Annotated in this window: 25 protein-coding genes; 9 read left to right on the forward strand and 16 right to left on the reverse strand. The window is 44.4% G+C overall.

What is annotated here, in order from left to right:
• Positions 1-34: 34 nt before the first annotated feature.
• The 6 genes from ACO067_RS11115 (at position 35) to ACO067_RS11140 (ending at position 3,552) form a co-directional block, all read left to right on the forward strand.
• On the forward strand, positions 35-895 hold the full coding sequence (locus tag ACO067_RS11115) for a hypothetical protein (protein ID WP_421874035.1): 861 nt from the start codon (positions 35-37) through the stop codon (positions 893-895).
• Positions 896-1,045: 150 nt separating this feature from the next.
• Complete coding sequence (locus ACO067_RS11120) at positions 1,046-1,273, forward strand: hypothetical protein (protein ID WP_421874038.1); 228 nt, start codon at positions 1,046-1,048, stop codon at positions 1,271-1,273.
• 61 nt (positions 1,274-1,334) lie between these two features.
• Positions 1,335-1,508 (forward strand): hypothetical protein, encoded by a 174-nt coding sequence (locus tag ACO067_RS11125; protein WP_421874040.1) that lies wholly within the window; start codon positions 1,335-1,337, stop codon positions 1,506-1,508.
• A 417-nt stretch (positions 1,509-1,925) separates the two neighbouring features.
• The gene (locus tag ACO067_RS11130; protein WP_421874042.1) at positions 1,926-2,237 is read left to right on the forward strand and encodes a Spi family protease inhibitor; all 312 of its coding nucleotides are present in this window, start codon (positions 1,926-1,928) and stop codon (positions 2,235-2,237) included.
• Positions 2,238-2,434: 197 nt separating this feature from the next.
• Positions 2,435-3,106, forward strand: coding sequence for a C10 family peptidase (locus ACO067_RS11135; RefSeq protein WP_421874044.1), 672 nt, complete (start codon positions 2,435-2,437; stop codon positions 3,104-3,106).
• A 47-nt stretch (positions 3,107-3,153) separates the two neighbouring features.
• A complete protein-coding gene (locus ACO067_RS11140) occupies positions 3,154-3,552 on the forward strand; it encodes a hypothetical protein (RefSeq protein WP_421874046.1) in 399 nt (132 codons plus the stop codon).
• 11 nt (positions 3,553-3,563) lie between these two features.
• Here ACO067_RS11140 and mutS read toward each other — a convergent pair whose 3' ends face one another.
• Complete coding sequence (mutS, locus tag ACO067_RS11145; protein ID WP_421874048.1) at positions 3,564-6,176, reverse strand: DNA mismatch repair protein MutS; 2,613 nt, start codon at positions 6,174-6,176, stop codon at positions 3,564-3,566.
• A gap of 62 nt (positions 6,177-6,238) precedes the next feature.
• On the opposite strand from mutS, the gene ACO067_RS11150 reads away from it, so the two are divergent.
• The 3 genes from ACO067_RS11150 to ACO067_RS11160 are packed head-to-tail and all read left to right on the forward strand — an operon-like array spanning position 6,239 to position 8,197.
• Complete coding sequence (locus ACO067_RS11150) at positions 6,239-6,778, forward strand: RNA methyltransferase (protein ID WP_421874050.1); 540 nt, start codon at positions 6,239-6,241, stop codon at positions 6,776-6,778.
• Positions 6,779-6,784: 6 nt separating this feature from the next.
• Positions 6,785-7,483, forward strand: a complete 699-nt coding sequence (locus ACO067_RS11155; RefSeq protein WP_421874052.1) for a hypothetical protein — start codon at positions 6,785-6,787, stop codon at positions 7,481-7,483.
• 12 nt (positions 7,484-7,495) lie between these two features.
• Complete coding sequence (locus ACO067_RS11160) at positions 7,496-8,197, forward strand: hypothetical protein (protein ID WP_421874054.1); 702 nt, start codon at positions 7,496-7,498, stop codon at positions 8,195-8,197.
• On the opposite strand, the gene ACO067_RS11165 is transcribed toward ACO067_RS11160, so the two are convergent.
• The 15 genes from ACO067_RS11165 to feoB all read right to left on the reverse strand — a co-directional run bounded on the left by ACO067_RS11165 (position 8,194) and on the right by feoB (position 24,956).
• The gene (locus tag ACO067_RS11165; protein ID WP_421874056.1) at positions 8,194-10,662 is read right to left on the reverse strand and encodes a TonB-dependent receptor domain-containing protein; all 2,469 of its coding nucleotides are present in this window, start codon (positions 10,660-10,662) and stop codon (positions 8,194-8,196) included. The genes ACO067_RS11160 and ACO067_RS11165 overlap by 4 nt on opposite strands.
• The gene (locus ACO067_RS11170; RefSeq protein ID WP_421874058.1) at positions 10,622-11,965 is read right to left on the reverse strand and encodes an HTTM domain-containing protein; all 1,344 of its coding nucleotides are present in this window, start codon (positions 11,963-11,965) and stop codon (positions 10,622-10,624) included. Before ACO067_RS11170 ends, ACO067_RS11165 begins: the two co-directional genes overlap by 41 nt.
• Entirely contained in the window at positions 11,952-13,040 is a 1,089-nt protein-coding gene (locus ACO067_RS11175) for an imelysin family protein (RefSeq protein ID WP_421874060.1), read from the reverse strand. The genes ACO067_RS11170 and ACO067_RS11175 overlap by 14 nt, the downstream gene beginning before the upstream one ends.
• Positions 13,041-13,078: 38 nt before the next feature.
• A complete protein-coding gene (locus tag ACO067_RS11180) occupies positions 13,079-14,200 on the reverse strand; it encodes a DUF4856 domain-containing protein (RefSeq protein ID WP_421874062.1) in 1,122 nt (373 codons plus the stop codon).
• 179 nt (positions 14,201-14,379) lie between these two features.
• Positions 14,380-15,936, reverse strand: coding sequence for a PepSY-associated TM helix domain-containing protein (locus tag ACO067_RS11185; RefSeq protein ID WP_421874065.1), 1,557 nt, complete (start codon positions 15,934-15,936; stop codon positions 14,380-14,382).
• Positions 15,933-16,211 carry a hypothetical protein gene (locus ACO067_RS11190; protein WP_421874067.1) on the reverse strand — a complete coding sequence of 93 codons (279 nt, stop codon included), beginning with the start codon at positions 16,209-16,211 and terminating at the stop codon, positions 15,933-15,935. The genes ACO067_RS11185 and ACO067_RS11190 overlap by 4 nt, the downstream gene beginning before the upstream one ends.
• Entirely contained in the window at positions 16,201-16,539 is a 339-nt protein-coding gene (locus ACO067_RS11195) for a hypothetical protein (RefSeq protein ID WP_421874069.1), read from the reverse strand. The genes ACO067_RS11190 and ACO067_RS11195 overlap by 11 nt, the downstream gene beginning before the upstream one ends.
• Position 16,540: 1 nt before the next feature.
• The gene (locus ACO067_RS11200) at positions 16,541-17,278 is read right to left on the reverse strand and encodes a DUF4198 domain-containing protein (RefSeq protein WP_421874071.1); all 738 of its coding nucleotides are present in this window, start codon (positions 17,276-17,278) and stop codon (positions 16,541-16,543) included.
• 55 nt (positions 17,279-17,333) lie between these two features.
• Positions 17,334-18,590, reverse strand: a complete 1,257-nt coding sequence (locus ACO067_RS11205; protein WP_421874073.1) for a DUF4374 domain-containing protein — start codon at positions 18,588-18,590, stop codon at positions 17,334-17,336.
• A 28-nt stretch (positions 18,591-18,618) separates the two neighbouring features.
• Complete coding sequence (locus ACO067_RS11210; RefSeq protein WP_421874075.1) at positions 18,619-20,958, reverse strand: TonB-dependent receptor; 2,340 nt, start codon at positions 20,956-20,958, stop codon at positions 18,619-18,621.
• 560 nt (positions 20,959-21,518) lie between these two features.
• Positions 21,519-22,049, reverse strand: a complete 531-nt coding sequence (locus ACO067_RS11215) for a ferritin (protein ID WP_421874076.1) — start codon at positions 22,047-22,049, stop codon at positions 21,519-21,521.
• A gap of 102 nt (positions 22,050-22,151) precedes the next feature.
• A complete protein-coding gene (locus tag ACO067_RS11220; protein ID WP_421874078.1) occupies positions 22,152-22,490 on the reverse strand; it encodes a hypothetical protein in 339 nt (112 codons plus the stop codon).
• Between the two features lie 100 nt (positions 22,491-22,590).
• Positions 22,591-22,746, reverse strand: coding sequence for a hypothetical protein (locus ACO067_RS11225; protein ID WP_421874080.1), 156 nt, complete (start codon positions 22,744-22,746; stop codon positions 22,591-22,593).
• Positions 22,747-22,851: 105 nt separating this feature from the next.
• A complete protein-coding gene (locus ACO067_RS11230) occupies positions 22,852-22,989 on the reverse strand; it encodes a hypothetical protein (protein ID WP_421874082.1) in 138 nt (45 codons plus the stop codon).
• A complete protein-coding gene (gene feoB / locus ACO067_RS11235; RefSeq protein WP_421874084.1) occupies positions 22,989-24,956 on the reverse strand; it encodes a ferrous iron transport protein B in 1,968 nt (655 codons plus the stop codon). Before feoB ends, ACO067_RS11230 begins: the two co-directional genes overlap by 1 nt.
• Between the last annotated feature and the right edge of the window lies 1 nt (position 24,957).

Here is a 24,957-nt window from a genome sequence, read left to right on the forward strand (position 1 = left end):
GATCGTTTACTTTTTCACGATCAAACAGTATTCCATGAGATTTTGGCAACTTATCCTGCTGGGTGCACTTGTAGCATGCCAGTCCAACAAAGACCCTCGAGATAGCAATTACCCAATTAATACCAGCACTTATGAAAGTGGACTGGCAGTTGGGTCCATCACTGACCAGCGACTATTGGAAATATCCGGACTAGAGTACAGTCTCAAAAACGCGCATCATCTGTGGACACACAATGATAGCCAGGGTCAGCCCTCACTCTACCTGATAGACACTTCAGGTACACTCCGCATGACCGTTTACCTCCAGGGAGCGGAAAATTATGACTGGGAAGACATTACTTCCGATGGCGAACACCTTTACATCGCTGATATTGGAGACAACCGCGCAGTGAGACCTTCCACCAAAATCTACATGCTGGAAGAGCCTTTAAGGATGTCTGAAGATTCAGTGGTGGTGAAAGACTGGTTAGAAATGACACTTTCGTATAGTAACGGACCAAGAGATGCGGAAACATTGATGTATGATTACCTATCAGGTAAATTAGTCATCGTCTCCAAGCGGGATGATTCTTGCATGATCTATTCGTTTGAATTTAGCGCCGGTGATAGCATCAACATCACCCCGAAAGGTCAAGTGGACCTCCGCATGTTCACGGCCGGAGATATGGATGAATCCGGTGCAGTGGTGCTCAAAAACTACAACTCCATGTTTTACTGGTCAGCCAGCAATGAGCCTTTCGTAGAGCGATTTGTCAACGGACCTGATTCACGAATACCTTACACGGTGGAGCCACAAGGAGAAGCGGTCACTTTTGCCTCAGAAGGTTCCTTATATACGGCCAGTGAGTTCAATGAGCATGCAAAACAGCAACTTTACCTTTATCGAAGAAAATAGGCTTTTAGTCAGAAAGACTATTACTTGGGTAGAATAATATTATGTAATTAGCAAATTACATGATATATTTCATCAACAGATTTTCATTTTTTGAAATATTATATAGATTCGTTGCAATTTTTTAACCGAATGTTTTTAAAGCCCTCAACCATGAACTTAAACAATCCCATCAACTATGACCATGAGTTGCTCATGCTCGAATTGCAACCAGATGAACTGGAAATGGCCAAAGTATGTGCCATTAAAGTAAAGGCTCATTTGGAAAAACTCTGCAGACAGAATGCTCATTACCTACCAAATCTGACGGTGGTCAATAGCATCATTTCACAATACGAAGAGGCTCTAAACTGCGGCAACCGCAGATCTGGTTGGAATTAATTTCACTACTCAAAAATCCATGGATAATCTTTGGTTCGTATGTGTCTTAAAAAAATAGAACATGGATTATCAACCAGACCACTCAGACCGTTTGAGAGAACTTCAAATCGCCCAAAGAATACATCGCAGACTTAGCGAACGAGCCATAGAAGAGAATACTGCTGAGGCTTTGAGCAGATTAAATACCATCAACTCAACCATCAATCAACTAAAGTCTCAATTGACTGTCCATTGACGAGAAGGCTTCTTTTTTCCAATCACGGAGGTTTACCTTCCTGCGCCAACACTAGGGCAAGTCTACAGTCATCGAGTGCTTTTAATGCTCAGATTCGGCATTATCCTGAAAAGTTGGTTTGAGGGAATTCACCCCTTGCTCTTCAAGATTTCTTTCATCTCATTCACAATTTAATCAATAGAACTACCTTTTCAATGGCATATACTGACCAGATAGCATTTTTTCAGTTAATGTAATTTTTTGCTCTTCTAAATTAACGTTAAATTGGAATTTAATTCCGTTCACAAAAAACAAAAATGAGATTAACTAAACATTCCCAAATCATCTTTGGCTGTATTATTATGTTTTTGGGTGCCTGTAATGAAGAAAAGATTCCAGGAATCGAGATAGAAACTCCAGAATCAATCGCAAATTCGCTTGAAAAGATACTATTCTCCTGAAAATCAAAAGGAACACGGTTATGAGGTAGCCCAAAATCATGCGATACGCATAGCTCAAAACCATTTTGACCTTCGAGCTGAATATTTTGGAAAGCAAAAAATATTAAAACAGGTTAAAAATCTTGAGATAATCAGAGATTCCATTTCCCAAAAACCACTTCTATATGTTATCCAGTACAAATCTGGTTTCTGTATAATGTCAGCTGATTCAAGAGAACAACCAATTCTAGCCTACTCAGAAGACAATGATTGGATAGGATCTTCATTGAGAGGTCCTGATATTTTTTAAAAATCTACGGAAATAACATTAAGAAAATCAAAAATAAAAATGAAAAGCAAAGAGTCGAAATCGGAGGTGTTTGGAAAAAGCTTTCTTCGGTTAATCCTAAAGGTGGAGCGGCCGATCTAATCATTGAACCAACTGGATGTAATCCGGATAACTGTAATTACTACAGTAGTGTAGCAACTACCCGCTTTGTTGATGCTTTGGCTAGGTGGGGTCAAGATTTTTCATTCAATTTTTATTTACCAGCTAAAAGTAACTGCGATGATTGTGACAGGATTGCGGCAGGGTGTGGACCAGTAGCCATTGGAATGTTACTCCGTTACCACGAATTTCCAGTAATGAATATGTCTTTCAATGGACAAACGGCATTTACCGACTGTGCAAATATGCCGAGGTTTGCAGGTGGTTGTAGTAACAATACGGTTGGATTCAGAAGTAGTGCAATGTTGATAAGAATAGCAGGCAATGTTATGAGCTCCGATTATGGAGGTGTATTTGGTTGTGAAACTGCCACTTATCCCGCTAATATTGGTGATGGGCTAGATTTCTTTGGATACTCCCACGATGGTAAAGGGAAGTTATCAGATCGATTCTTTGATGTACAAAATGACCTTGAGAATCAGATTCCTGTCATTTTTAGTGGTGCTACCAGTCCTGTTGGAAACAATTGGCACATTTGGTTGGCTGATGGTTTCCAACAGACCTCTTATGAACAATGTCATAATAATGTATGCAGCTATTATAGCTACAGCAGTTGGAGTATGAATTGGGGACAACATGGAGATGGTAATGGATGGTATTCTACGAGTCCAAACTCCATAGATGAATACGATGAACTGCTCCGAGTCTACACGAATATACGTCCAATTTAATCGTGAGTAATTTGAAAACTTTGATACCACTCCTGATCTCAGTTCTAATGACAGCCTTTTCATGTCATCAAGAAGAAGCGCAACGAATTCATTTTCTATATGGATCCTATCAACACACAGAAGATACGTCCCTCTATTTTTCGATCGGATTGGTTCCAATAGGTAAAAATAAAATCAATACGGTACAGTATTTCTATTCTGTAAAGGATAGTATTTATGATAATTTCTATGAACTAGACCGAAAATATGACTCTGATAGCAAGCAATCGCTGATTACTACAAGCGAAAATCAACACCTAATGATCCATCACATAACTGACACTCATATAGAAGTTCACGGTCCCTCTGAAGACATGGAAGACTTGCAAACCAATGCTAACGAATATAAAAGATTACCCGAAGGAATTCAGATTTTACCCGATTCGGTATTATTTCCATCAGATTGATGCAGACATCTCTAGCCTTTGCTTTTCAAGATTTCCTTCATTTCATTTACCTTCAGCAAAGCTTCCACTGGAGAAATGGTATTAATATCGATACCACGAAGTAGCTTCATCACTTGCTCAAAGCGAGGATCACTTTCAAACAAGTTGAGCTGAAACTGGCTACTAGGCACCTCTGCCAGTTTTTCCTTTTCACTCTCAGAAAGCTTATCAGCTTCCAGATGCTTTAATATGGTATTGGCACGAATCACCACCTGATTGGGCATACCGGCCAGCTGAGCCACATGGATACCAAAGCTGTGCTCACTTCCTCCTGGCTGTAGCTTCCTGACAAAGATGATCTTGTTGTCCAGTTCTTTTACTGCCACATTGAAATTTTTCACACGCGGCAGATCATTTGTCAATTCATTGAGCTCGTGATAGTGCGTAGCAAAAAGGGTTTTGGCCTTGTAACTTTCGTGATTGTGCAAATACTCTACAATAGACCAGGCAATGCTGATTCCATCATAGGTACTCGTTCCCCGGCCGATTTCATCCATCAGTACCAGAGAGCGATTGCTCAGGTTGTTGAGAATGCTGGCGGTCTCAGTCATCTCCACCATAAAAGTAGACTCTCCTCGAGACAAGTTATCCGAAGCACCCACTCTGGTAAACACTTTATCCACCAACCCGACTCGGGCATAACCTGCTGGAACGAAGCAGCCCATTTGAGCCATCAAAACGATCAATGCTGTCTGTCTTAGTAATGCCGACTTACCGGCCATATTCGGTCCGGTGATGATCATGATCTGCTGGCTTTCATCATCCAGGTACACATCATTGGGGATGTAGTCCTCCTCGGGTGGCATGTTCTGCTCGATCACTGGATGTCTGCCTTCTTTGATATCGAGTGAAAATTCCTCAGTAATGTTTGGCTTGATGTAACTGTTGCGCTTGGCCAGGTAGGCAAAAGAAGTCAGACAGTCTAAGGATGCAATGGTGCGGGCATTCTGCTGAATCACCTCGATGTATTCTGCTGCAAACGAGACCAACTCCTGATAAAGCTTCTGCTCGATGACAAAAATCTGGCTTTCTGCATTGAGGATTTTCTCCTCATAAACTTTCAACTCCTCGGTGATGTAGCGCTCTGCATTCACCAACGTCTGCTTTCGGATCCAATCACCAGGCACCTTGTCTTTGTGTGCATTGGTTACCTCCAGGTAGTAGCCAAACACCTTGTTGTAGGCGATTTTCAAAGAGGAAATACCTGTGCGCTCCGTCTCTCGCTCCTGAATTCCTTTTAGGTAGTCCTTGCCAGAAAAGGCCAGCTTTCTCAGCTCGTCCAGTTCCTCATTCACTCCATCTTTGATAATGTTTCCCTGGGTGGCGTTTATCGGTGCATCATCTTTTAGCGAAGCATCCACATTTTCGAGAAGCGCTTCACACTCGTTTAGTTGATCCAGGTACTGTGCAAAAACGGCATTCTCAGACTTTCTTAGTTCTTCTTTGATCGGCCTGATTTGGTTCAGACTTTTCTTCAGCTGGCCAAGTTCTCGTGGGTTGATCCGGGCGGTTGCCACTTTAGAAATCAATCGCTCCAGATCACCAATTTGTTTCAGGTAAACATTGACTTCATTGAGCAACTCCTCCTCATTCATAAACGCCTCCACAGTGGCCAGTCGGCGTTCGATCTGTTCTTTGTTCTTGAGTGGTAGCACCATCCATTTGCGCAGCAGCCGACTCCCCATAGGGGTCTGTGTGTTGTCCATGATGTCTATCAGTGCAGTACCATCGGATTGGCTTGGATGGATCAATTCCAGATTCCTGATGGTAAACTTATCCAACCATACATACTGCTGCTCATCGATTCGCGATAGCTGTCCGATGTGTTTGACCTCCCGGTGCTCCGTTTCCTCCAGGTAAAACAAGATCGCTCCGGCAGCAATGACGCCCAGCTTCATTTCTTCTACGCCATAGCCCTTTAGGTTGTTGGTATTGAAATGACGGGTGAGCTTTTCATAGCCATACTCGATGCTGAAGATCCAGTCCTCCAGGTGGAAGTTAATGTAGTTATTGCCAAAAGCTTTCTCAAACTTCTCACGCTCTCCCTTCGAGTAAATGATCTCCGATGGCTGGAAGCCCTGGATAAGTTTCTCCACATAATCAATGGTGCCCTCGGCCACCAAAAACTCACCCGTGCTCAGATCCAGAAAGGAAACGCCACAGCCTTTTTCACCATAGTGAATGGACGCCAGGAAGTTGTTTCGGCGCTGCTCCAGCACATTGTCATTCATGGACAGGCCAGGAGTGACCAACTCAGTAACGCCTCGCTTCACTATCCCTTTGACCGACTTGGGATCTTCCAGCTGATCACAGATGGCCACCCGATTACCAGCCCTTACCAGACGAGGCAAATACGCATCCAGTGAATGGTGTGGGAATCCCGCCAGTTCGATGTGTGAGGCAGAACCATTGGCGCGTTTGGTCAGCACTATGTCCAACACCTTACTGGCCTTCACTGCATCTTCTCCAAAGGTCTCGTAAAAATCTCCTACTCTAAACAGTAGCAAGGCGCCAGGATACTTAGCCTTGATGGCATTGTACTGTTTCATCAGGGGAGTTTCCGCACTTTTTTTTGCTTTGGCCATCGTGGAGAATTGGTGGTAGTTTTGACGTGAAATTGGTCACAATATTAAAGAAAGACGAGCGCATGCGAAAACTAAAAAACGAAGAGCTGGGCAGATTGAAACCTGAAGCATTTGCTGAGAGTGAGAAACTTAATGCCTGCATCATCTTGGACGACATCCGTAGCATGAACAACGTGGGAAGTGCCTTTCGTACCGCTGATGCTTTTCGAGTAGAGAAAATCCATTTGTGTGGAATTACTGCGACTCCACCTCATCGGGATATTAATAAAACTGCTCTGGGAGCCACAGAAACGGTTGCCTGGGAGCATCACAGAGATATTTTAGACGTTATAGAAGAACTCAAACAGCATGGATATCAGATTGTAGCCGTAGAGCAAGCTGATATGAGTACCATGCTGGATACTTTTCTACCTAAGCCCGATCAAAAATACGCATTCGTGTTTGGTAATGAAGTCTTTGGAGTGAATGACAGGGTAGTGGCTGAGTCAGATGTTGTATTAGAAATACCGCAGTTCGGAACAAAACATTCGTTAAATATTGCTGTAAGTTTGGGAATCGTCGTTTGGGATTTTTATAATAAGGCTGGAACTTTTGAAAACTAATCAACTATGAACAAACTATTTTTTGGATTAGGAATGATGCTCACATGGATGGCAACCGCACAGGAAAGTACCATCGTTGGTGGAGATGTACAGGATTTGTCCAGAGTAAATAACTCGGGGATACTTTTCAACAATCGTGGCTATGCGGTCTCCAAGTATTCAGGTTCACCTTTTTTAGCCGAAGAGTGGGCGAAGGGCTCAGTCACTCTAAAAGACGAAGGGAAAATTGATGACCTGTTGTTGGTTTTGGACTTCTATAAGAAAGAACTCTACGTAGAGAAAAACGGGAAGAGCATTGCCGTGCCTAAAGCCAACCTGGAAGCATTCAGTTTAACCCTGAATGGTCAACAGGTGAATTTCATTCCAGTGGAAATGGGAAATGAAACGGTCTACGGAGAGCTGCTTTATCGGTCTGAAAAATTCGATCTGTTAAAAATTACTGAGGTGACCTTCATCGATGCAGATCAGTACGACCAAACCTTCAAATCAGGTAATCCAAATGACGAGTACCGCCAGTCTGCCAAATTTTACATGGACAGAGCGGGAGAGTTAATCAAACTGCCATCATCAAAAGGCAGATTCAGCAAGCTGTTTCCGGGAGAGGAAAAGGCGGTAAAAAGCTATCTGAAAAATCAAAACATTGACTTAAGCAGTCAAAGAGATCTCGTCATTACTTTTGAAAAGCTGGATAACATGATTCGATAATTTGAGAAAACTATGAAAGAGCTCATAAAATACAGCTTCACCGTGATTAGTTGTACAATTGGTTGCCTGGCACAAGCGCAGCAAGGTCAGGCTTTCATGCAGGAAAACCTGCAGGAAATCGGTCAGGCAAATAATTACCAGATGGTTTACACCTACAACAACATTTCTTCAACTACTGTTGGCTCTCCGTACCTCAGTGATGACTGGGCTGCTGGTAGTGTAAAGTTGGAAGATGATCAGGTACTGAAAAACCTTCAGTTGAAGCTGGATCTCTATCAAAATGAACTCATTCTCAAGAAAACAACCTCTGAAATCTACTTTCCTAAAGACCGCATCAGCAGCTTTGACTTGACTACCGATGGATCGAAACTAGAGTTCATCAAAACCCAACTGGATGATGAGGCGGTGTTTTTACAGGTGCTAGTTACCAATGAATCCTTACGACTACTCAAACAAAGAAAAGTCACGTTTATCCCCGCAAGAAACGAAGGTGCTTACAAATCAGCCAGCCCCAATGACGAATACAAAGAATCCGCAAAGTTCTACCTGCGGCAAAATGGAGAGCTGATCAAAGTGCCTAAAGCATACGGTAAGTTTGCCAAGCTTTTTCCTGACCAGAAGAACACCATCAAAGATTACTTAATCGACAATCGAATTGACTTGCAAAAAGAGGCGGACCTGATCGTCACTATCAACTACATCAGCGACCTCTAAAACTGGAATTCTACGCCAATGTAAACGTTTCTAGGCTTGGCCGGAATGATCCCCGGACCGGGATATCCTGCAGCACGCCGGGTGAAGTAGCTCTGATCTGTGAGATTGTTAATACCCGCTTCAACTTTCAAGAACCGTATGGTATAGTTCATGGACAAGTCCATCACATAATAGGATGGAATAATCCCCTCTACAGCAGTTGGGACTGGTGGTGTGCTATCGGCATTGGAGGCGTCTGAGAAGTGCTCGGCCACATAAGTGTATAGGTAAGAGATACCCAAATTGCCCCTGCGATAGGTCAAGCCTGTCTTGATATTAATAGGAGGTACCAACTCTACTTCATTTCCCTCGATCCCCTGTTCCTGATTGCTGATGTAGCGCGAATAAATCACGGCCAGGTTCAGAAAAGTAGTCAGTGACGTCTCACTAGTAGGCTTGATCCATTTGATGATATCCGTCTCTATGAAGTTTTCGAGTCCAACAATCGCCGCATCGGCAATATTGGTTCGGTATCGGAAGGTCCGGTCTACCAGGTTATTGAATCGTGGATCGGGTTCTGTACGCAACACACTTCCTATTCGATCTCTGTAAGACAAGAAGAAGGCAGAAATATCGTATCTAAACTTACCCTGTTTTGCTCCACGGATTCCCAGGTCTATATTGAAGCCGCGCTCATCATCTATGTTTTCGTCCACTTCTAGCGATGGATTGTCTACTCGGATGTCATTGAAATTGATGGCACGGAAGTTCTGCGAAAAGTTAGCATACAGCTCCAAGACCTCAATGTGTTTATAACTTACACCAAGCCCGACCAACGCAAAACTTCTGACCTTTCCTTTGTCTTCATTGATCCGCTCTTCGTACAAAACATTGCCGGCTAAGTCTTCTCGTCGATCGTAGTAGTAGCCAATGGCTTCTGTATCGATATACTCATAACGGAGTCCCGGAGTGACACTCAGTTTTGGTGTGATGTTCCAGATGTTTTCTGCAAAGAAGGCAAGATTGCTACTGGGAAACTCAAAATCCGAATCATCAGGTTCACCAGGATTGACGAAGGTAAAATCGGCTCCAGAGCCATTAGACCCTTCTCCCTGTTCTCGGAGTGTGCGACCACTATACAGCCGGTTACCCACGAGCAGTACAGATCGCTGACCCAAGAGTGGATAGTGGTAAATCACCCGAAACTCATTTCCCCAGTTGTTATAATCGTCTTTTAGCAAGTTTCGGTTTTCATCTTCCACATCCGGCCGGTCTATTCGACCAAGATTGCCAACAGCATATCGGTTAGCAGAGAGATGAAACGTTCGGTTATTGAATTTGAGCCTCGATGAAACGCGGTAGTTCCATTCCATAGCTGTCAAGTTCCAGCCTACATCAAACCAATTGCGTGCACGCTTGGACTGAGTTGGGTCCTGGTAAAACTCCAGATCGGTCAGTCCCCCAGGTTGCTGCGCCTGATAGGTCATGTAGGTATGCTCAAGCTTTACATCCACAAAGGGAGTGAAGCTGTACTTCACTGAAGCAAAAAAGTTGTGCTGGTCTTGCTGCGAGTTGGGTCGCCAGCCTTTGCTGCGTTTGTACTGATAAAAGGTGTAATAATTGAATTTGCCTACGGTCCCGCCCACACTTTGGAAGGCATTGTACAACCCGAAGGATCCAAACGTTTGATTGAATAAAAATGCCAGCTTCTTGTCAGCGGGACCTTCTTTGAAATCAAAGTTGAGCATGCCACCAAACTGCGTTCCATACTGCAAGCCAGCTGCGCCGCGCACGAGTTCTATTCGGTCGAGTGCTTGAACAGGTGGGGTGTAGTAGCTCTCTGGATATCCCAATGCATCTGCTGAAATGTCATAGCCGTTTTGCCGGACATTGAAATTAGAAGTTCGGTTAGGATTCAAGCCGCGTCCACCGATTCCCAGATTGATTCCAGCTCCGTCATTCTCCCAAATGTTCAACCCTGGAACTCGAGAGTACACCTGCCGACCCACATTGGCTGCCTTGTTGCCAATGATGCGGTCTACTTCGATCAACTCAGTCTTCTTGGCCTCATAAATGGCAGATCCCGAAACTGATTCCAGCCATCCTATTCCCAAGTCCTCTGAGCGGCTATCACTGATGGTTACTTCATCTAGTTCCGTCTCCAGCTCTGACAGAGTGAAGCCAACCTTGAGATCGTCACTGGCTACCTCTATTTCCTTGTAAGCTGTCTTGTAGCCTGGCACAAAAGCCACAACTTTGTAGTTTCCGGCTTTCACCTTGGTAAAGCGGTAAAAACCTTGTTCGTTGGATTCCGCCTTTAAGCCAGTGCCATCTAGAAACACCATTCCCTGAACAGGCTGGCCTTGTACATCCACTAACGTTCCTGAGATGGACTGAGCGAACAACACATTGCCTAGCACTAGCAGCACGATGGTCCAAAGGCATTTATTCATAGTCCAGAATCCAGTCTTTCGTTCTCCAGTCATTCTTCACTTCTGTTAGATCTACCATGGGATCAATAAATCGTTTATTCGGCTGCCCATTCAGCGTCACATACACATCGGCAGTGATCACGGGATCGGTCATTCCTTGTTGCTGAAATTCTTCTTCCAACATTTTGGCATACTGCACCATCATATCCGGCTGAGTGGACATCATCTTCTCCTGCTGCGGCGTTAGATACTCATAGTTAGCAACCATCGTGCGCTTATCCGAACCTTTATTCTGAACATAGAACGTGGCCTGCCCAGCCTTTTCCATGAGCATCACTCGCCAGGAAAACCGATAGCCTTGCTCGGTCCAGAATAAGTTGCCCGGATACATCAGATGCCTAAAGGGAAGTAGCAGTTGGATCACAATGAATATAGTGAATACCCATTTGACACCTAGTTTTAACTCTGACGTAACCACTGATCTCCGCTTCCAATGGAATACTCGTTTCAGTTTGTTCAATAGGCCTTCGTGGAATTCTGGACTGAAGAAAATGGTTGTTATCACGATCATGATGAATGGAAACATCCCAATTGGGAAAAGCCACCAGGTCATTAAATGAAATGCTATCACCAGCAGATAAGCGATCCCACGAGTCTTGTTCCAGGCTAAAAAGAATGGGATGGTGGTGTCATATACCATTCCAAACCAGCTAAAGATGTATGCAGTCAGCTTGTACTGAAATACCCAACCGATTACAGGTTGATAAACATTGGCGGAGAGCCACATTTTCAACGGTTGTGCTTCCAATAGCCACGTCGCATTCATCTTGGCAATGCCTGCAAAGAAATAGAGTACTCCCATTTGGAACCGAAGGATGTTAAGGAATGCAATTGGCACCTCCACTAGTGGTTTGGTCCAACCAAATTTGACATCCAGAGAAAAATCTCGATGCGCTGGCAACCAACACATGAGGAAAGCTATGAGGCTGACGAAGTAGTAATGGTTGAGGTAGTTGGTCTTGTCCAGCAGCTCCACATAGGTGAAGAGTACAAGAAAGGAGATGCTGCTCACCCGATAGGCCAGGCCTAGCACAATCAACAAAGAGCAGAGGACCATTCCTGCGAATACTCCATACATGCCTATCTCTGGTAATGGACGAATACTGTCGATAAAAGGAAAATAGAACTTAGGCGCAACGTAAAGATCATGGATCCAGCCTTTAGCCCAAAAACGAATGGTGGATGCTAACATTAGCATCCCAAATAAAATCCGAAAGGTTACCAACGGAGCAATGGTAACCTTTCTGTGGATCAGTCGATCAAATAGTATGGTACTATAGGCGCTAGTCCCCGTCATTGTCCTGATAGGTGATAACCACTCCCATACTGGATGCCATGTCCGTTTTGAACATCACAATGAGCCGTTGCATTTCGGCAAATACCTGAAGCACCGGACCTATGTCATTGGTGATTTGGTCTGTGAGTGGGTCATTGAGTGAGACACCCTGAATCACCTGGAACTGTGAATCAATCTTTTCCGAAAGATCTTCATTGGATGTGGTCGTTGCTTCGATGGCTTTCAAGTACTCTTCTATACCTACATCATCACCTCCTTTGTACAGCTGATAATAAGCATCCATATTAGCCTCGAACAACTCCACGGAATAGCCTGCATAATAAGCCTCTGTGGCTGTTAAGATTGGTTCTCCGAGCGAACGTACACCAGCGGGGATGCCAATTTTGCCATCTCTCGTATTTCGCTCAAAATTCAGATTCATGGCGTTCACCAACTTCCCAACAGAACTGCCCACATTTACTCCATAGGAATCCTCACTTGTAAATGTGCCAATGTAGTTGCCACCCTCGGCAGTCCAGGCAGTATAAACAGCACTGGCAGCAGCTGCTATCTGACTGGATACGGCTTTTACATACTCAAGCTGCTGTGAGGTGAATGCACTGACCAGTTCTTCATCGGTCATCTCTGACGAATATATAAAATATCCCAATGTTTGAAATCCTCTCGCGTCGGCATTGCTGAGTGTGCTGAGGTCGTAAGTTCCTTCTTTCAGATTTCTTTCGATCTGGTTGAGGTCTATCGGGTAAATATTCAGCACACCAGAAAGTGCGTAGGTTTCCGCAGGACCAAACTGATAAGGACTGCAATATTGCCACGCTAGACGCGCTTCCTTCAAGTTAGTTCTGGCTGAGGCGAGATTGACTACTGAAGGGTCAGCAGCCAAAGCCTGAATGCTTGTATTTAGTGCTTCTGCCGTCTCCTTAAGGTTTTGGTAAGCAGGTAAAATGAGGTTATTCCCAAGGTTTTCCAACATCGGTCCCTGATCGAAATCATTTATCTTGCCAAGTAGGTCTCCATCAGAAGAACATGAACTAATCATCACTGGGAGGAAGAGTAGAGTGAATAGCTTTCTCATTTTATCTGCTTAGGCCAATTATCGTTTTGAAAGAGTGTTTATAGGTCGTCGGCAAATTCGGCCAATGAAGGGTACGATGTAACAAGGATCTCTTTTGCATTATTGAAGCTTTCAGCAGAAATTGTCCAAAAATCTCCATCCGTGCCAAAGCCACTGTTTAATACCTGATCCAGGTCCTCTGATGTAATCTGCCTGTTTGGACTATATTTCAGGGATAGTGCAAAACCATATCCCTCTGAAGCATGGTGAAACAGACTGCCAATTTCCCCATTACTGAGATCCGTAAGACCTTCGTTGATGTAGTGAATGGCCGTGGCAGCTGCAATCAGTTCAAACTGCTCATAAATGATTTCACGTTGCTCGTCTTTAATGTCATAGGCTTTGTTGACAATGGCAGTTCGTCCCTTGAGAAAGGCATCCTTGAGTATAGCCGCACTGCCTAGGTAGGCTTCCCGACCATACGTATAGTTGCCCCAAAAACGGTTTTCACCATCTTCGTCAAACTCCACATTGACACCCCAGTAGCCAAAGGCTTCATCCCAATGATGTTCCATCGCCGTATAGTTTGCCCCATCGGAAAGCTCAGTGTTCTCCACATCATTACCAATTTTGGCATCTGTTAGGTATTCATTGTAAATCTGGTTTAAGAAAGTGGCTCCCATCAGACCTTTCTCCATCAGCTGCGTGTATTCCCAGCCTTTCTCATCTACGAGGATAAATCTGTCTGAACTTCGAGCAATCAAACCAGCCTGGCCTTGGGTAGCTGGTTCTACTGACATGCTCGCCGCAGCAGCAGATGACAAGATATCCTTGAAAAAAGTGACGTCAGCCAGGAAAGTTTTATTCTCCACTTGTTTGCCGCTTTCATTTAGCTCCGTGCTAGCGAAAGGGTCATTCTGATTGGCAAACATATCTAATAGAGTGGCTTCTGAAAGTTCGGCTCCATCATTGGCGGTACCAATGTAAGCCTTCAGCTCAGCTAACATATCTAGTCTGGCAGTCTGTCCTGAAAAGCTGACTGTAGACTCGCCGTTTCGGGTAAATTCATAGGTTGCTGGTACTTCCATTACTACCTCCGGATCTTCCGCATCATTGCATGCACTCAATAGAGCGGCCACCAGAAGTACTACATATTGTTTGATCCCTTTGATCTGATTCATTGCTAGTTTGCTTATTTAAATTAATTCTAAATAAGCGCAAAGTTGATTCAACGAAGGAGACTTGACAATCGCTATCGATAGGCAATTAGCAATTCACTAGTAGTAGTGACTAGTGACTAATAGTAGTAATGAATCACGAGGCAATGAGCCGCTTACTAGTTTTAGTCCCTGATAGTGATTTAGTAATCAGGTGCTTTCATAATTGCCCCAATAAAAAGTGTAATGACGGAAGTTATGCTCCAAAAGACATCCACCACAAAGATCTGAATGCGTCCGTCTTGCCAAGTTTCCCACATCCAATTACCAGTGACCAACCCATTGACTATGGGCACCATAAAACCCAGTAAAGCACCAGAGATCAAGCAAAACCTGGTGGTGAAAAAATGGTCGCGCCTAATGCCAAGCATTAGCGATACCACCAACCAAGTAATGAAGAAGAATTTATAGATCATCAGGTGTGGCATTGGGTTCGTAGCATCTTTGAAGATTTTAATAAACGAAAAGCTTAGCGCAATAACGGGATACATGGAGAGAGAAACCGCCATGAAGATACTGGCCACCCAGAGGTTTGCCCGTCGTTTCCACTGAGCATTGCTGCGTTTGTCCCGAGCTTCTACCCAGATCAATACTCCAGATAAAATCACGAAACAGGAAATGATACCAAATGTAAAGAAGATGATTCTCAAGCCATGGCCACCAAAATCACCAAAGTGCAACCGATGAATGGTTTGATCGGCACCTACTACATAGCTGAGATTATCCTCTTCAGTGATACGGATCAGGTCGCCAGAAGCATCGAATATTGCTCGGCCTAGTCCAGCAAAAGCGTGGTCTGGATTTGGTCTGGCTTCTACGATGACACGCATGCTTGCATCGCCATAGTTCTGAACGACCACTCGGCTTAGGTTGCTGTGAGTCCAATATGAAGATGCTTCCTCGATCAGCATATTCAAAGAAAGATTTCCAGATATCGGTAAGTTTTGGAACCGTTGAGGTGCTGGCTGTTCCATGAGTTCTCGATACATGTGCTCACGGTCATTTTTGTAAATAAGCGAACTGGCAGGCGCTAACATCACCGTAGTACCTATCATCAGCACTGCGCCAGTCACTGCAAATACGAATTGAAAGGGGAGTCCTATTAGCCCCAAAGCTGTATGTGCATCAGTCCAAACTGTCTTCAGCTTGGCCCAGGGACGAAACACATAAAAGTTGGAGATGATTTTTTTCCAATGAACGATCACTCCTGTGATGATCGCAAACAAAAAGAAAAACGCTACAAACCCAGACATCAGATAACCATAAGGATAAGGTATCTGCGCAAAAAAATGAAGGCGGTAAATGAACTCTCCCAGAGTGTATGAGGAAAAATAATTGGTCTCCTCATAGGTGCTGCTATCTATGTAGGTAAACACACTCTTGAGTTGTACTTCAGTAGCAGCGGAATCCATCGATGGCTCCATTGATACCATGATGTTGCGCTCTTGATGTGGTTGGCGAATGTTGATATTTCTACCATAAAGACTCCCATGCCCGGCCTCTAGAGAATCGAGAATTTGATCATAATCCGTATTCATCTGTGTGCCAGGTGCCACCGTTTGATTTCGCTCCCAGGCGATAATGTCATCCCTAAAGAAACTGATCGAACCGGCAAAGAAAATGACGTACAGAGCCACACTGATAACCAGACCGCTTACTGTATGCGTGTGAAACAGTATGTTGTAAATGCGATTGCTCATGAGTGGAGGTAATAGAGTGTGGAAAATATTACTGTCAGGCAGAAGTACAGACCCCAGGCTATCCACCCATTTTTGAAAAGAAAGGCACAGACCATGAGGCCGGCCCAAACAATAAAACCACCAAAAATGAGTGTGACCATGGTGCCTGCTTGATCTGTCCAGAGTGATAAAGCCATAAAAAAACTCACTGACACGAAGTAACCACCCAGAAAGCCGGCGGTTATTTTGACAAATCGCTGAACAGGTGAGCTGAAATATTTCTTGTTAGCGGGCATTAGCAAGCATTTCTAAAAGGAATGAAACGGTACACACCATACTCGCTGAACGGAGGGATATGTAGCCCATCGGGGCTAGCAGAATGACAAGACTGCCGACCGACGAGAGCAAAACCAAATAAGCAAACAGACCTGATCCCAATCCAAACACGAGCACAAAACCAACCAAACCGATCAGTAGGAAACCCAAACCAATTACGTTTCCTACTCTAGCATCTGAGCGAACGAATTGCTCTAGTTTATTGGGTGGGGCGAGATCGGCTTTGGTGGATGTCTGATAGCAACCCCAAAATCCTAGAAAGGTCAGGTAAGTACTTAATGAGATCATCCTACAGAGCTATTGCATAAGTGGCGCAGTGCCAGATAAATTCATATTCTTCCCCTTTGTAGGTACCGGGAACTTCCTCCTTTTTAGTGGTCTCTACAGTATAGGTGGTAGCCCATGGCAGTTTGAAGCCTACTTGTCCATTGGCATCTGTATGGAGCTTTTTACTCCAGAGATCGGAGACAAATACTGAAACTTCCTGGCCTTCTATAGGTTCACCTTTAAACAATACTTTTAAGACAACTTCGCCATCTTTCGCAGCTGTTTTTTCGGAAGCATTGACCACAACAAGTCCACTGCTGTTAGTAGCAGCCGAGCTCTCTACTTCTTTACCCACTACAACTTTAGCTGTAGAGTGATAGTGCGTTTTGAAAATTCCAAAATCATACTGCGTATAGTCGATTACATCTATCTCGTCATTGTTGAGCACGACGGTGTAGGTTCCAATCTCAGAAGGGATGAACTCCCCAACAAAGGCCTCTTTACCTGCGGTAGTCACTATCTCTACTTTATCTCCAGAAGGAGCTATGGCCCATAGTTGAAAGTTCTTCACTCCAGCGAAGTTTTCACCTGCCGGATCTTCAATCACACCGTAGGTATATTCCCCGAAGTAAACGGTCACTTCGTGGGCTTTACCTACATCACCAGTCTCAGCGGTCTGCACCCACAGGTAGTGAGCTGAAGCAGGACCGAAGGTAAACGCAGCAGCTATTAGTAGCATACTTTTGATTAAGTTGATCATGTCTGAATTGGCTAGAATGGGGGAGTGACTCACTCACCCCATTGTAAAACATCGATTAATTGTGCTTAAAAATTCCTTGTAGTTCTATACCATCAATCTGGGCGCCTCTTTCTGCAGTAGCCGTTTCAGGATCGATTAGATACACATAGGCCTCACCCGTTGAGTTTTGTCGGATAGACATGTAGACTTTGCCATCCTCTACCAGATATGGTGTTTGGTACTGACCTGCATGTACCGGAATGTCGTTCACGTCGGTGATGGTCTGAGCCTCCAGGTCAACAATCACCACTTTCAACACATCATAGTTGCCAAAGCCTGCCCACTGTAGATCGGCAGATATGTCTTCCGAAGCTTCAGACACTCGAGCCACTGCTTTGCCATTGCCCACGTACTTCGCATTGAGAATTTTGTATCCGTATTCTTCCTCCACATTGAAGAAATAATCGCTATCGAACTCAGTCTCTCCAGCATTGATTTTGAGAATTCCGGATGGTTTACTCACGTGTGTGAAGCCGGCAAAGAAAGAAGAAGAAGAGATGGTGTAGATGTCGCCACCTTCATCTACCACTAGCGAAGGCTGACCACCGTAGTAGCCGACCGGGCTGGTGCGGTCATCTTCGAAGGTTTTGATATATTCCAAATCAGGATACGAGTACACACTGACCAGAGCTTTATCCACATTGGGTGTAAGCCAAGACGTGCCGTGAAGCGGATAAAGAGAAACGTAAACTCTGTCACCTGCACGGTGAACACTGGTAGGCCACGCGTTTAGCTGAACCTCTGCATCAAGCGAATCCACATAGTAAAACGACTCATAGATTGGGTGGTTAACTGTGCGAGTAATGGAAACATCATTGGCATCCACCACCTGCAGTTGACAGTCAAAAGAACCGCCACCCCACGGAGCACCGATGGCTAGGAAGGTGTCATCATCCAGTTCACCCACTACATCGATTCGCTCAAAGACGAATTTTGAATTTAGGTACAATTCCCCTTCGTCTATACGATACCCAATACATTCGTTTAGCGTGTAACCGAGCGAAAAATAATTGTCTCCGTATGAAGCGTAGTACGACCAGCCTGCCTGCTCGATCCCCTGTCCATCAGAGGTAATTGTCCCAGACATCAAATCATCTGCTGTAACGATATAGTCCGCTGAGGCATCACCCTCCGTAGCTCTCAAACCCACCACATAGCCAGACCATCCTTCGGTACCTTCACCTGGTTCCGGATCGTCACTGTCACATGAGCTAAATACTGTTGTTGCTAGTAGGGCTATCAATGCCCAGATATTGAATTTGTTGGTTTTCATTAATCGTATTATTTAAAATTTCTAAAAGTCAATTGGATAGGAACCAGCTCAGCTTTAGGCTGAATGATCTCCCGGGTTTTTGCATGGCGAAGTTGTCATAGACCACCGCGTCAGTAATGTTGTTGCATGCCAGCGAAGCATTGTATTTTCCCTCACCAAATGAGTAGGAGGCTGTCAGATTGTGCGATAGCTGTCTGGGGATATCGTACTTGTATCTCCTCGTACCCTGGCTTGGCCATTTCCAGTAAAACTTGTCCACAAATACACTGAGCCAATTGATAGCAAGCTTGCTACCTTGATAGCCCACATCGTGGAATTGCAGCCCTGCACTGAAATTGCCGAATAGGAATGGCTGATTCGGCAGGTCATCCTTGTACAATCTGTCACTCTCATCGGCATTGATGTTCTTTTGCTTGGTCACGTTGAGACCCAGATTCAATAAGCTCTTGTAGGTGTATTTGACGCCTGCCTCAATGCTTGTAAGATTGACTTTTTCCTGGTTGAGGTAGTTAGAGTTTCTCGGCTGGGACGCATCCAACCGGATAAAATTGGAAGCCTGGCGAAATAGGTAGTTCCCTTCAAATCTCAAGGTTTGGTTTTGGAATACCTTGCTAAAAAGTACTCCTGCATTGTAGTTGTTGCTCTGCTCTGGTTCGAGCTCAGTGTTGTAGGTGATGGTCAGTCCATTGCCAAACATCTCAGATCCATCTGGCAGCCGATAAGTGTTTTCATAGGATAGCTTTAGTTGTATCCACTTGGTGAGGAAGTAGGTGGATGCCACTCCAAATCCATATTTTTCAAAACTCATCTCGAACTCCTCAAACTCACCCGTTAAATCATCCTCCACACGAGTATTGGCCTCCATTGCAAATCGCTTGGCAAAGAGTGAAGTCTTCCACTGATCATCAAGCAAGACCAGGTTGTAGGCAAGTGCGGAAATATTTTTAGTGATCGTGTTGGGTGTGGTGAAAGGAATTTCATAAGACTCTCTAAGTGGGTCCTGACCAACTCTCGAAAAGCGGTTGTAGGAATGATTGAAAGAAACAGACTGGCTCTGGCCAATGCGGTAGCTGATGTTTCCCGTTACTAGCTGAGACTCATCATCAAAGGTGAAATGTGATTTGTTGTAAGTAAACTCTCCGGCATTGTTGATGCGCTCAGTAAAGTCGCCATACCAGTTGTAGGTTCTGGAACTGGTATCCACACGAGCAGACTGCCTCTTTGTGAGCATGCCGTAGAGTCTCACATCCAGTCCATTGAATAGCAAATCCTTTTTCAGGTACTTGAATGTAGGGATGAGCACCTGATCTTCAGTTTCCACTTCACCAAATACATCCTGCATGTTCAGGCCAGTCTGGACTTCTTTGTCATTGCCTGAAGCGATCAACCCGACAAACAGTCGATCTGCGTATGGCTTACCCACCACACCAATTTCCAGCTGGGCAGTTCTAGACACGTAGGCATCATGAAACCGACGAACATTCACAGTATCTAACTTTCCAGACCCATCGGACCTGGGGACTTCCACATCACGCATCAGGTAGTTGTTGTCTGAATAGTTGTAAAACAGGTTGGCATTAAATGTCAGACCAGTGCCCGGCTCGGTATATCTACCCAGGATGGAGGCTCGATGTGTATTGAATGACCCAATAGAATAGGAAGCATTCACAAAGTTTTTGATGTTTTGATCGGTGGTTACATTGACTGCTCCTCCCAGTGCGTCGGCACCCAGGTGAACAGGCACCACACCCTTGTACACCTCTATACCAGAGATCATGTTCACCGGAATGTTATTGAGAGATAGAGAGGTGCCAAAATTGTCCATCGGTACCCCATCCAGGAAAAATTTTACTTGCTTACCCGTGAATCCATTCAGAGAAAAATCAAAGGAAGACCCGAGTCCTCCTTGTTCTCTGATTCTCACACCAGACACAGTACCTAGCACTTGATTGACGTCCAGGTTCTGCACTTTTAGAGGCTTCACATCTACCACAGAAACGGCATAGGGTTGCTCTCTGACTTCTGCCGCCTCAGACTTACCTACCACTTGCACTGCATTGAGTTCTGTGGTGCTTACCTTCATCAGGATAGTCGGTAGCTCTATGGATTTTATTAATTCAACTGATTCCTGATGATCCTCAAACCCCACACCTGAAAAGGTCAACGTGTAAGACCCTTTTGATAATCCCGAAAAACGAAAACGACCATCAACATCCGTGGATACTCCTTTACTTATTTCAGCTATCTGTACCGTGATCCCAGGAATTCCTTCCTGAGAATCGTCCATGATGTTACCAGATATTGACAACTGCCCGAATCCAGAAGACACAAGGAAAAAAATGAATAGAAAGTAAAAGGTTGGTTTCATTTTGCACTTTGCTTATTTAGAATGTTTCTAAACAACATTGCAAAAGTGTATCAGCAACACTTACCTGTCAATCGCTATTGATGAGGGTTTTTTACGGTGCTAGTAGTAGCTAAGCGTGCTCACTACTCATAGTGTTAGGTCCCTAACCCTAGCACCATCTGCATCCCTAGTGTTAGCTAGTGATGATTGTAGCGGCACTAACTACCGTGGAAGGGAATCCTTTCTCTTGATTTTGATCTGATATACCCTGTGAAGCTCTTTGATGCGCGCTTTCAGATAAGGACAAGAAGATTGATTTACCGCATCCCTGATTATACACTCACATTTTGAGGGATCGCATTCAATGCGCTGTTCTAGCTGAGTGAAGAATTGGTCGAACTGTTGGATGTCCATGACTTGGTGGTTGATCTATACAAAGATTCTGAATCCCAGAATCTCAATCAATCGCTAGATATCAGGGTTTTGTAACTACCAGTAGTAGTGAGTACCTCACTAGAAGTAGGCACAAAAAAAGGAGAACCATTTCTAGTTCTCCTTTATACAGGTGTATGAATGTATTCTTATGCTTCGGGATTGTATTCAATGCTCAGGATTCGCTCCTCTACCATTCCAAGGCCTATTTTATCCTCTCCCAGTACATCAAATAGTTCGAGGCATCTTCTCGCTACGTATTCCTCCTCGATCTGCTCTGTCACAAACCATCTTAGAAATTCTTCGGTAGCGATATCTCCAACTTTTCTGACCACCCGCACCATATCGTGGATAGAATCCGTAACGGCGATTTCCATTTCCAATTGTTTCTCAAAAACGGTTCTCAGCTTGTCAAATTCGTGCTGTGAATCCCCCACTGAAGGTGATATAGCGTCACATTCCATATCCACCAGGTAATGGAAAAATTTCATCTGATGCTCACGCTCCTGATCTGCCTGTTTGAAGAAATGCTCCGCACAGTTGTCATAGCCAGCTTTGTCGCACCAGGCGGCCATCGCCAGGTAAGCTGCCGAGGACTGAGCCTCCATTTTTATTTGTTTGTTGATTATATCTACTACTTCGTCCTGAAGTACTGAATGTCTCCTCAAAATATCCTTCATAGCTTCAAAAAGTGTTTAATACTACTATACAAAGGAACACGAAAAGATCGTGAAAGGTCTTATTAGGCCATAATTTAAAACTATTCTAAAGAAGCGGTTTCCCTAAAAAACCTTTCTTACCAGCTGCTTGTGAATCACACTATTGAGCTCCAGCATGGTAAAGGCACCAGCAAAAAGTTCTTTTAGCTCCATTACATTGTGGATGGTCAAGGCGAAAATACGGTCGCAGTGTGGCATGTGTACAATCTCCACATCGGGAGTATCACTGGACAGCAGTGTAACCAGGTCTATTTTCTGAATTTTCCGTTTGAAGGTGATCAGTTCACAGGCACGAAATGTCACCGTATCTCCTCCGAAATGGAGAATGTAGTGCTCGGTAGCATCGCATTGATGCAAGGAGGCATTGGCTGTTTCGTAAATAAGTTCTTTGGTACTTTCCATTCTACCTATCCTTCCTAATTCCTAAATAATTGTGTGAATTGATTCATTGCTGCTTATAACCAATGCCGGTTCTCAATTTCAAATTCCTGGATTATCCAGGTTAAATCTTCGGACACTTCTTGCAGTGTCTACCCTTCTTCTTGTACTTCTTGCAGCATTTCTTGAAAACACACTCCGTGCGCTCCATCACCGATCCATTGTCAAATGGGCAAAATGACTGAAATTCCTGCTCCTCTATCGGTGTTTCCTTGATCATTATTTAGAATAATTCTAGATAGCAAAAATCACTCAAATTTCAAGGGTTTACAATAGCTATGCGTAGGTAATTGTATCACTAGAAGTAGTGATTTCGAACTAGTGATTATTTGGAGGCAATTTCGTTAGCGGCACACTTCTCACAGCCGGGCTGCTTCTTCCCTGAAAACTGATTGTACAGCCTTCTGCCCAGCAGAAACCCTGCTACTAAAAACAATCCGATTACGATCAGTGTCTGTACCATTAGCTCATCAATTGATAAGTGATCCATGCAGCGACATATGCCAGAGCGGTCATATACACCAACTGTATCAATGGATATTTCCAGTTTTTAGTTTCACGAAATACGATCGCAAGAGTACTCATGCACTGCATAGCAAAGGCATAGAAGATCATCAGCGATAACCCGGTAGCAAAAGTGTAAACTGGTTCATTAGTACCCCGAATTTTTTCATTCCGCATTCGATCCAGCAGCGTCTCTTCGGTATCAAAATCTTCCCCAACTGAGTAGATAGTGGCCATCGACCCTACAAAAACCTCCCGAGCCGCAAAGGACGTAATCAGAGCTATACCAATTTGCCAGTTGTAACCGAGTGGTTTGATAGCCGGCTCTATCGCATGTCCCAAAATTCCAATGTATGAATTGGACAAACTAACAGAGGATACTTCCTTTTCATAAGCTTCTACTTGCGATTCCGTAGCAGGTTCTGGAATTTCGGATACAGCCTCTTCTATACGATCCCCAGGACCGTACGAAGCGAGCACCCACAGGATGATGGAAATACTAAAAATGACTTTACCGGCATCAAACACAAAAAGCCTCACCTTTTCCCAAAGTGTTACCACCAGATTGTTCCATCGCGGCATCTTGTACAATGGAAGTTCCATGACGAGGAAGCTCTTCTGGCGTGTTTTCACGAATACCTTAAAAGCCAATGCAGCTAGTAATGCCGCAACAACACCAATCAGGTACAAACCAAGTAGCACCAACCCCTTCAGGTTGATGACTCCTCCGACCATCGTATCTGGTACTACCAGCGCAATGAGCAAGGTATAAACAGGTAGTCGAGCTGAGCAGCTCATCAATGGAGTGACCATAATCGTGATGAGTCGTTCCTTCCAGTTATCAATAGTTCGAGTGGCCATAATAGCTGGTATTGCACAAGCCACACCAGAAATCAGTGGCACGACGCTACGACCATTCAATCCAAAGGGCCGCATAAAGCGATCCAGAATGAACACTACACGACTCATATACCCTGTTTCTTCCAGGATGAAAATAAATCCAAAAAGCAACGTGATTTGAGGAATAAAAATGACCACTCCTCCCAGGCCAGGAATGATTCCTTCGGCCAGAAGGTTGGTTAGTACACCGGCTGGCATGGTGTCTTTTGCCCATTTACTGGCTGAAATAAACAACGAGTCGATCAGGTCCATGGGCCACTCTGCCCAGGCGTAGATCGCCTGAAAAATAATAAATAGCACAGCCAGGAAAATGACATATCCAAAAAAGGGATGTGTCAGTATTTTATCCGCTGTGCGGTGTCTCTTGAGGAGAGATTTGGGAAGGGGCCTTTCTTTCACCACAAACGAGAGGACCTGACGAATCTTTTTATAACGGTTTTCTACTCGCTGCTTTCTTACCTCCGGATCATCGATCAGGAATTGGCCTTTGTCAAATTCTCCACCTAGAAATGGCTCGCGCGTCTGGCTGGGTTTGTTTTCTTTCAGGTGATCTATCAATTCACTTACCCCCTTGCCCGTGCGAGCGATGATCGGTAAGATGTCCACACCACCCAATACCTCACTCAGTTTTTCAATGTCAATCACCAAACCCTTCTTGTCAGCTACATCGGTCATGTTCAGTGCCATGGTCACCGGCACTCCCAGGTCCATCACTTGAGTAAATAGCAACAGGTTACGCTCCAGATTAGAAGCATCTACCACCACCACGATTCGGTCAGGATAATCACTGTGCTGTTGATTGCGTAAAAGATCGTAAACGACCTTCTCATCTTGTGTTTTTGGATATAGGCTGTAGATACCAGGCAGGTCCAGGATGGAGATAGCACTCTCCGAACGCTTGAGTTTACCGGATTTCTTATCTACCGTAACTCCTGGAAAATTCCCGATTTTTTGATTGAGCCCGGTTAGTTGATTAAAAAGTGATGTTTTGCCAGAGTTGGGGTTGCCAACCAACGAGATCTTCATA

This window comes from Marinoscillum sp. (assembly GCF_965229915.1).
In the GTDB taxonomy this organism is placed as follows: Bacteria; Bacteroidota; Bacteroidia; order Cytophagales; family Cyclobacteriaceae; genus Marinoscillum.

Bases quoted from the DNA above. Each gene is read 5' to 3' on its own strand.
- ACO067_RS11150 (WP_421874050.1), top strand. From the start codon at position 6,239: ATGCGAAAACTAAAAAACGAAGAGCTGGGCAGATTGAAACCTGAAGCA.
- ACO067_RS11175 (WP_421874060.1), bottom strand. From the start codon at position 13,040: ATGAGAAAGCTATTCACTCTACTCTTCCTCCCAGTGATGATTAGTTCA.
- ACO067_RS11185 (WP_421874065.1), bottom strand. From the start codon at position 15,936: ATGAGCAATCGCATTTACAACATACTGTTTCACACGCATACAGTAAGC.
- ACO067_RS11165 (WP_421874056.1), bottom strand. From the start codon at position 10,662: ATGACTGGAGAACGAAAGACTGGATTCTGGACTATGAATAAATGCCTT.
- ACO067_RS11205 (WP_421874073.1), bottom strand. From the start codon at position 18,590: ATGAAAACCAACAAATTCAATATCTGGGCATTGATAGCCCTACTAGCA.
- ACO067_RS11120 (WP_421874038.1), top strand. From the start codon at position 1,046: ATGAACTTAAACAATCCCATCAACTATGACCATGAGTTGCTCATGCTC.
- ACO067_RS11190 (WP_421874067.1), bottom strand. From the start codon at position 16,211: ATGCCCGCTAACAAGAAATATTTCAGCTCACCTGTTCAGCGATTTGTC.
- ACO067_RS11210 (WP_421874075.1), bottom strand. From the start codon at position 20,958: ATGAAACCAACCTTTTACTTTCTATTCATTTTTTTCCTTGTGTCTTCT.
- ACO067_RS11180 (WP_421874062.1), bottom strand. From the start codon at position 14,200: ATGAATCAGATCAAAGGGATCAAACAATATGTAGTACTTCTGGTGGCC.
- ACO067_RS11230 (WP_421874082.1), bottom strand. From the start codon at position 22,989: ATGGTACAGACACTGATCGTAATCGGATTGTTTTTAGTAGCAGGGTTT.
- ACO067_RS11215 (WP_421874076.1), bottom strand. From the start codon at position 22,049: ATGAAGGATATTTTGAGGAGACATTCAGTACTTCAGGACGAAGTAGTA.
- feoB (WP_421874084.1), bottom strand. From the start codon at position 24,956: ATGAAGATCTCGTTGGTTGGCAACCCCAACTCTGGCAAAACATCACTT.
- ACO067_RS11170 (WP_421874058.1), bottom strand. From the start codon at position 11,965: ATGACGGGGACTAGCGCCTATAGTACCATACTATTTGATCGACTGATC.
- ACO067_RS11115 (WP_421874035.1), top strand. From the start codon at position 35: ATGAGATTTTGGCAACTTATCCTGCTGGGTGCACTTGTAGCATGCCAG.
- ACO067_RS11140 (WP_421874046.1), top strand. From the start codon at position 3,154: ATGACAGCCTTTTCATGTCATCAAGAAGAAGCGCAACGAATTCATTTT.
- ACO067_RS11125 (WP_421874040.1), top strand. From the start codon at position 1,335: ATGGATTATCAACCAGACCACTCAGACCGTTTGAGAGAACTTCAAATC.
- ACO067_RS11225 (WP_421874080.1), bottom strand. From the start codon at position 22,746: ATGATCAAGGAAACACCGATAGAGGAGCAGGAATTTCAGTCATTTTGC.
- ACO067_RS11200 (WP_421874071.1), bottom strand. From the start codon at position 17,278: ATGATCAACTTAATCAAAAGTATGCTACTAATAGCTGCTGCGTTTACC.
- ACO067_RS11155 (WP_421874052.1), top strand. From the start codon at position 6,785: ATGAACAAACTATTTTTTGGATTAGGAATGATGCTCACATGGATGGCA.
- ACO067_RS11220 (WP_421874078.1), bottom strand. From the start codon at position 22,490: ATGGAAAGTACCAAAGAACTTATTTACGAAACAGCCAATGCCTCCTTG.
- ACO067_RS11195 (WP_421874069.1), bottom strand. From the start codon at position 16,539: ATGATCTCATTAAGTACTTACCTGACCTTTCTAGGATTTTGGGGTTGC.
- mutS (WP_421874048.1), bottom strand. From the start codon at position 6,176: ATGGCCAAAGCAAAAAAAAGTGCGGAAACTCCCCTGATGAAACAGTAC.
- ACO067_RS11160 (WP_421874054.1), top strand. From the start codon at position 7,496: ATGAAAGAGCTCATAAAATACAGCTTCACCGTGATTAGTTGTACAATT.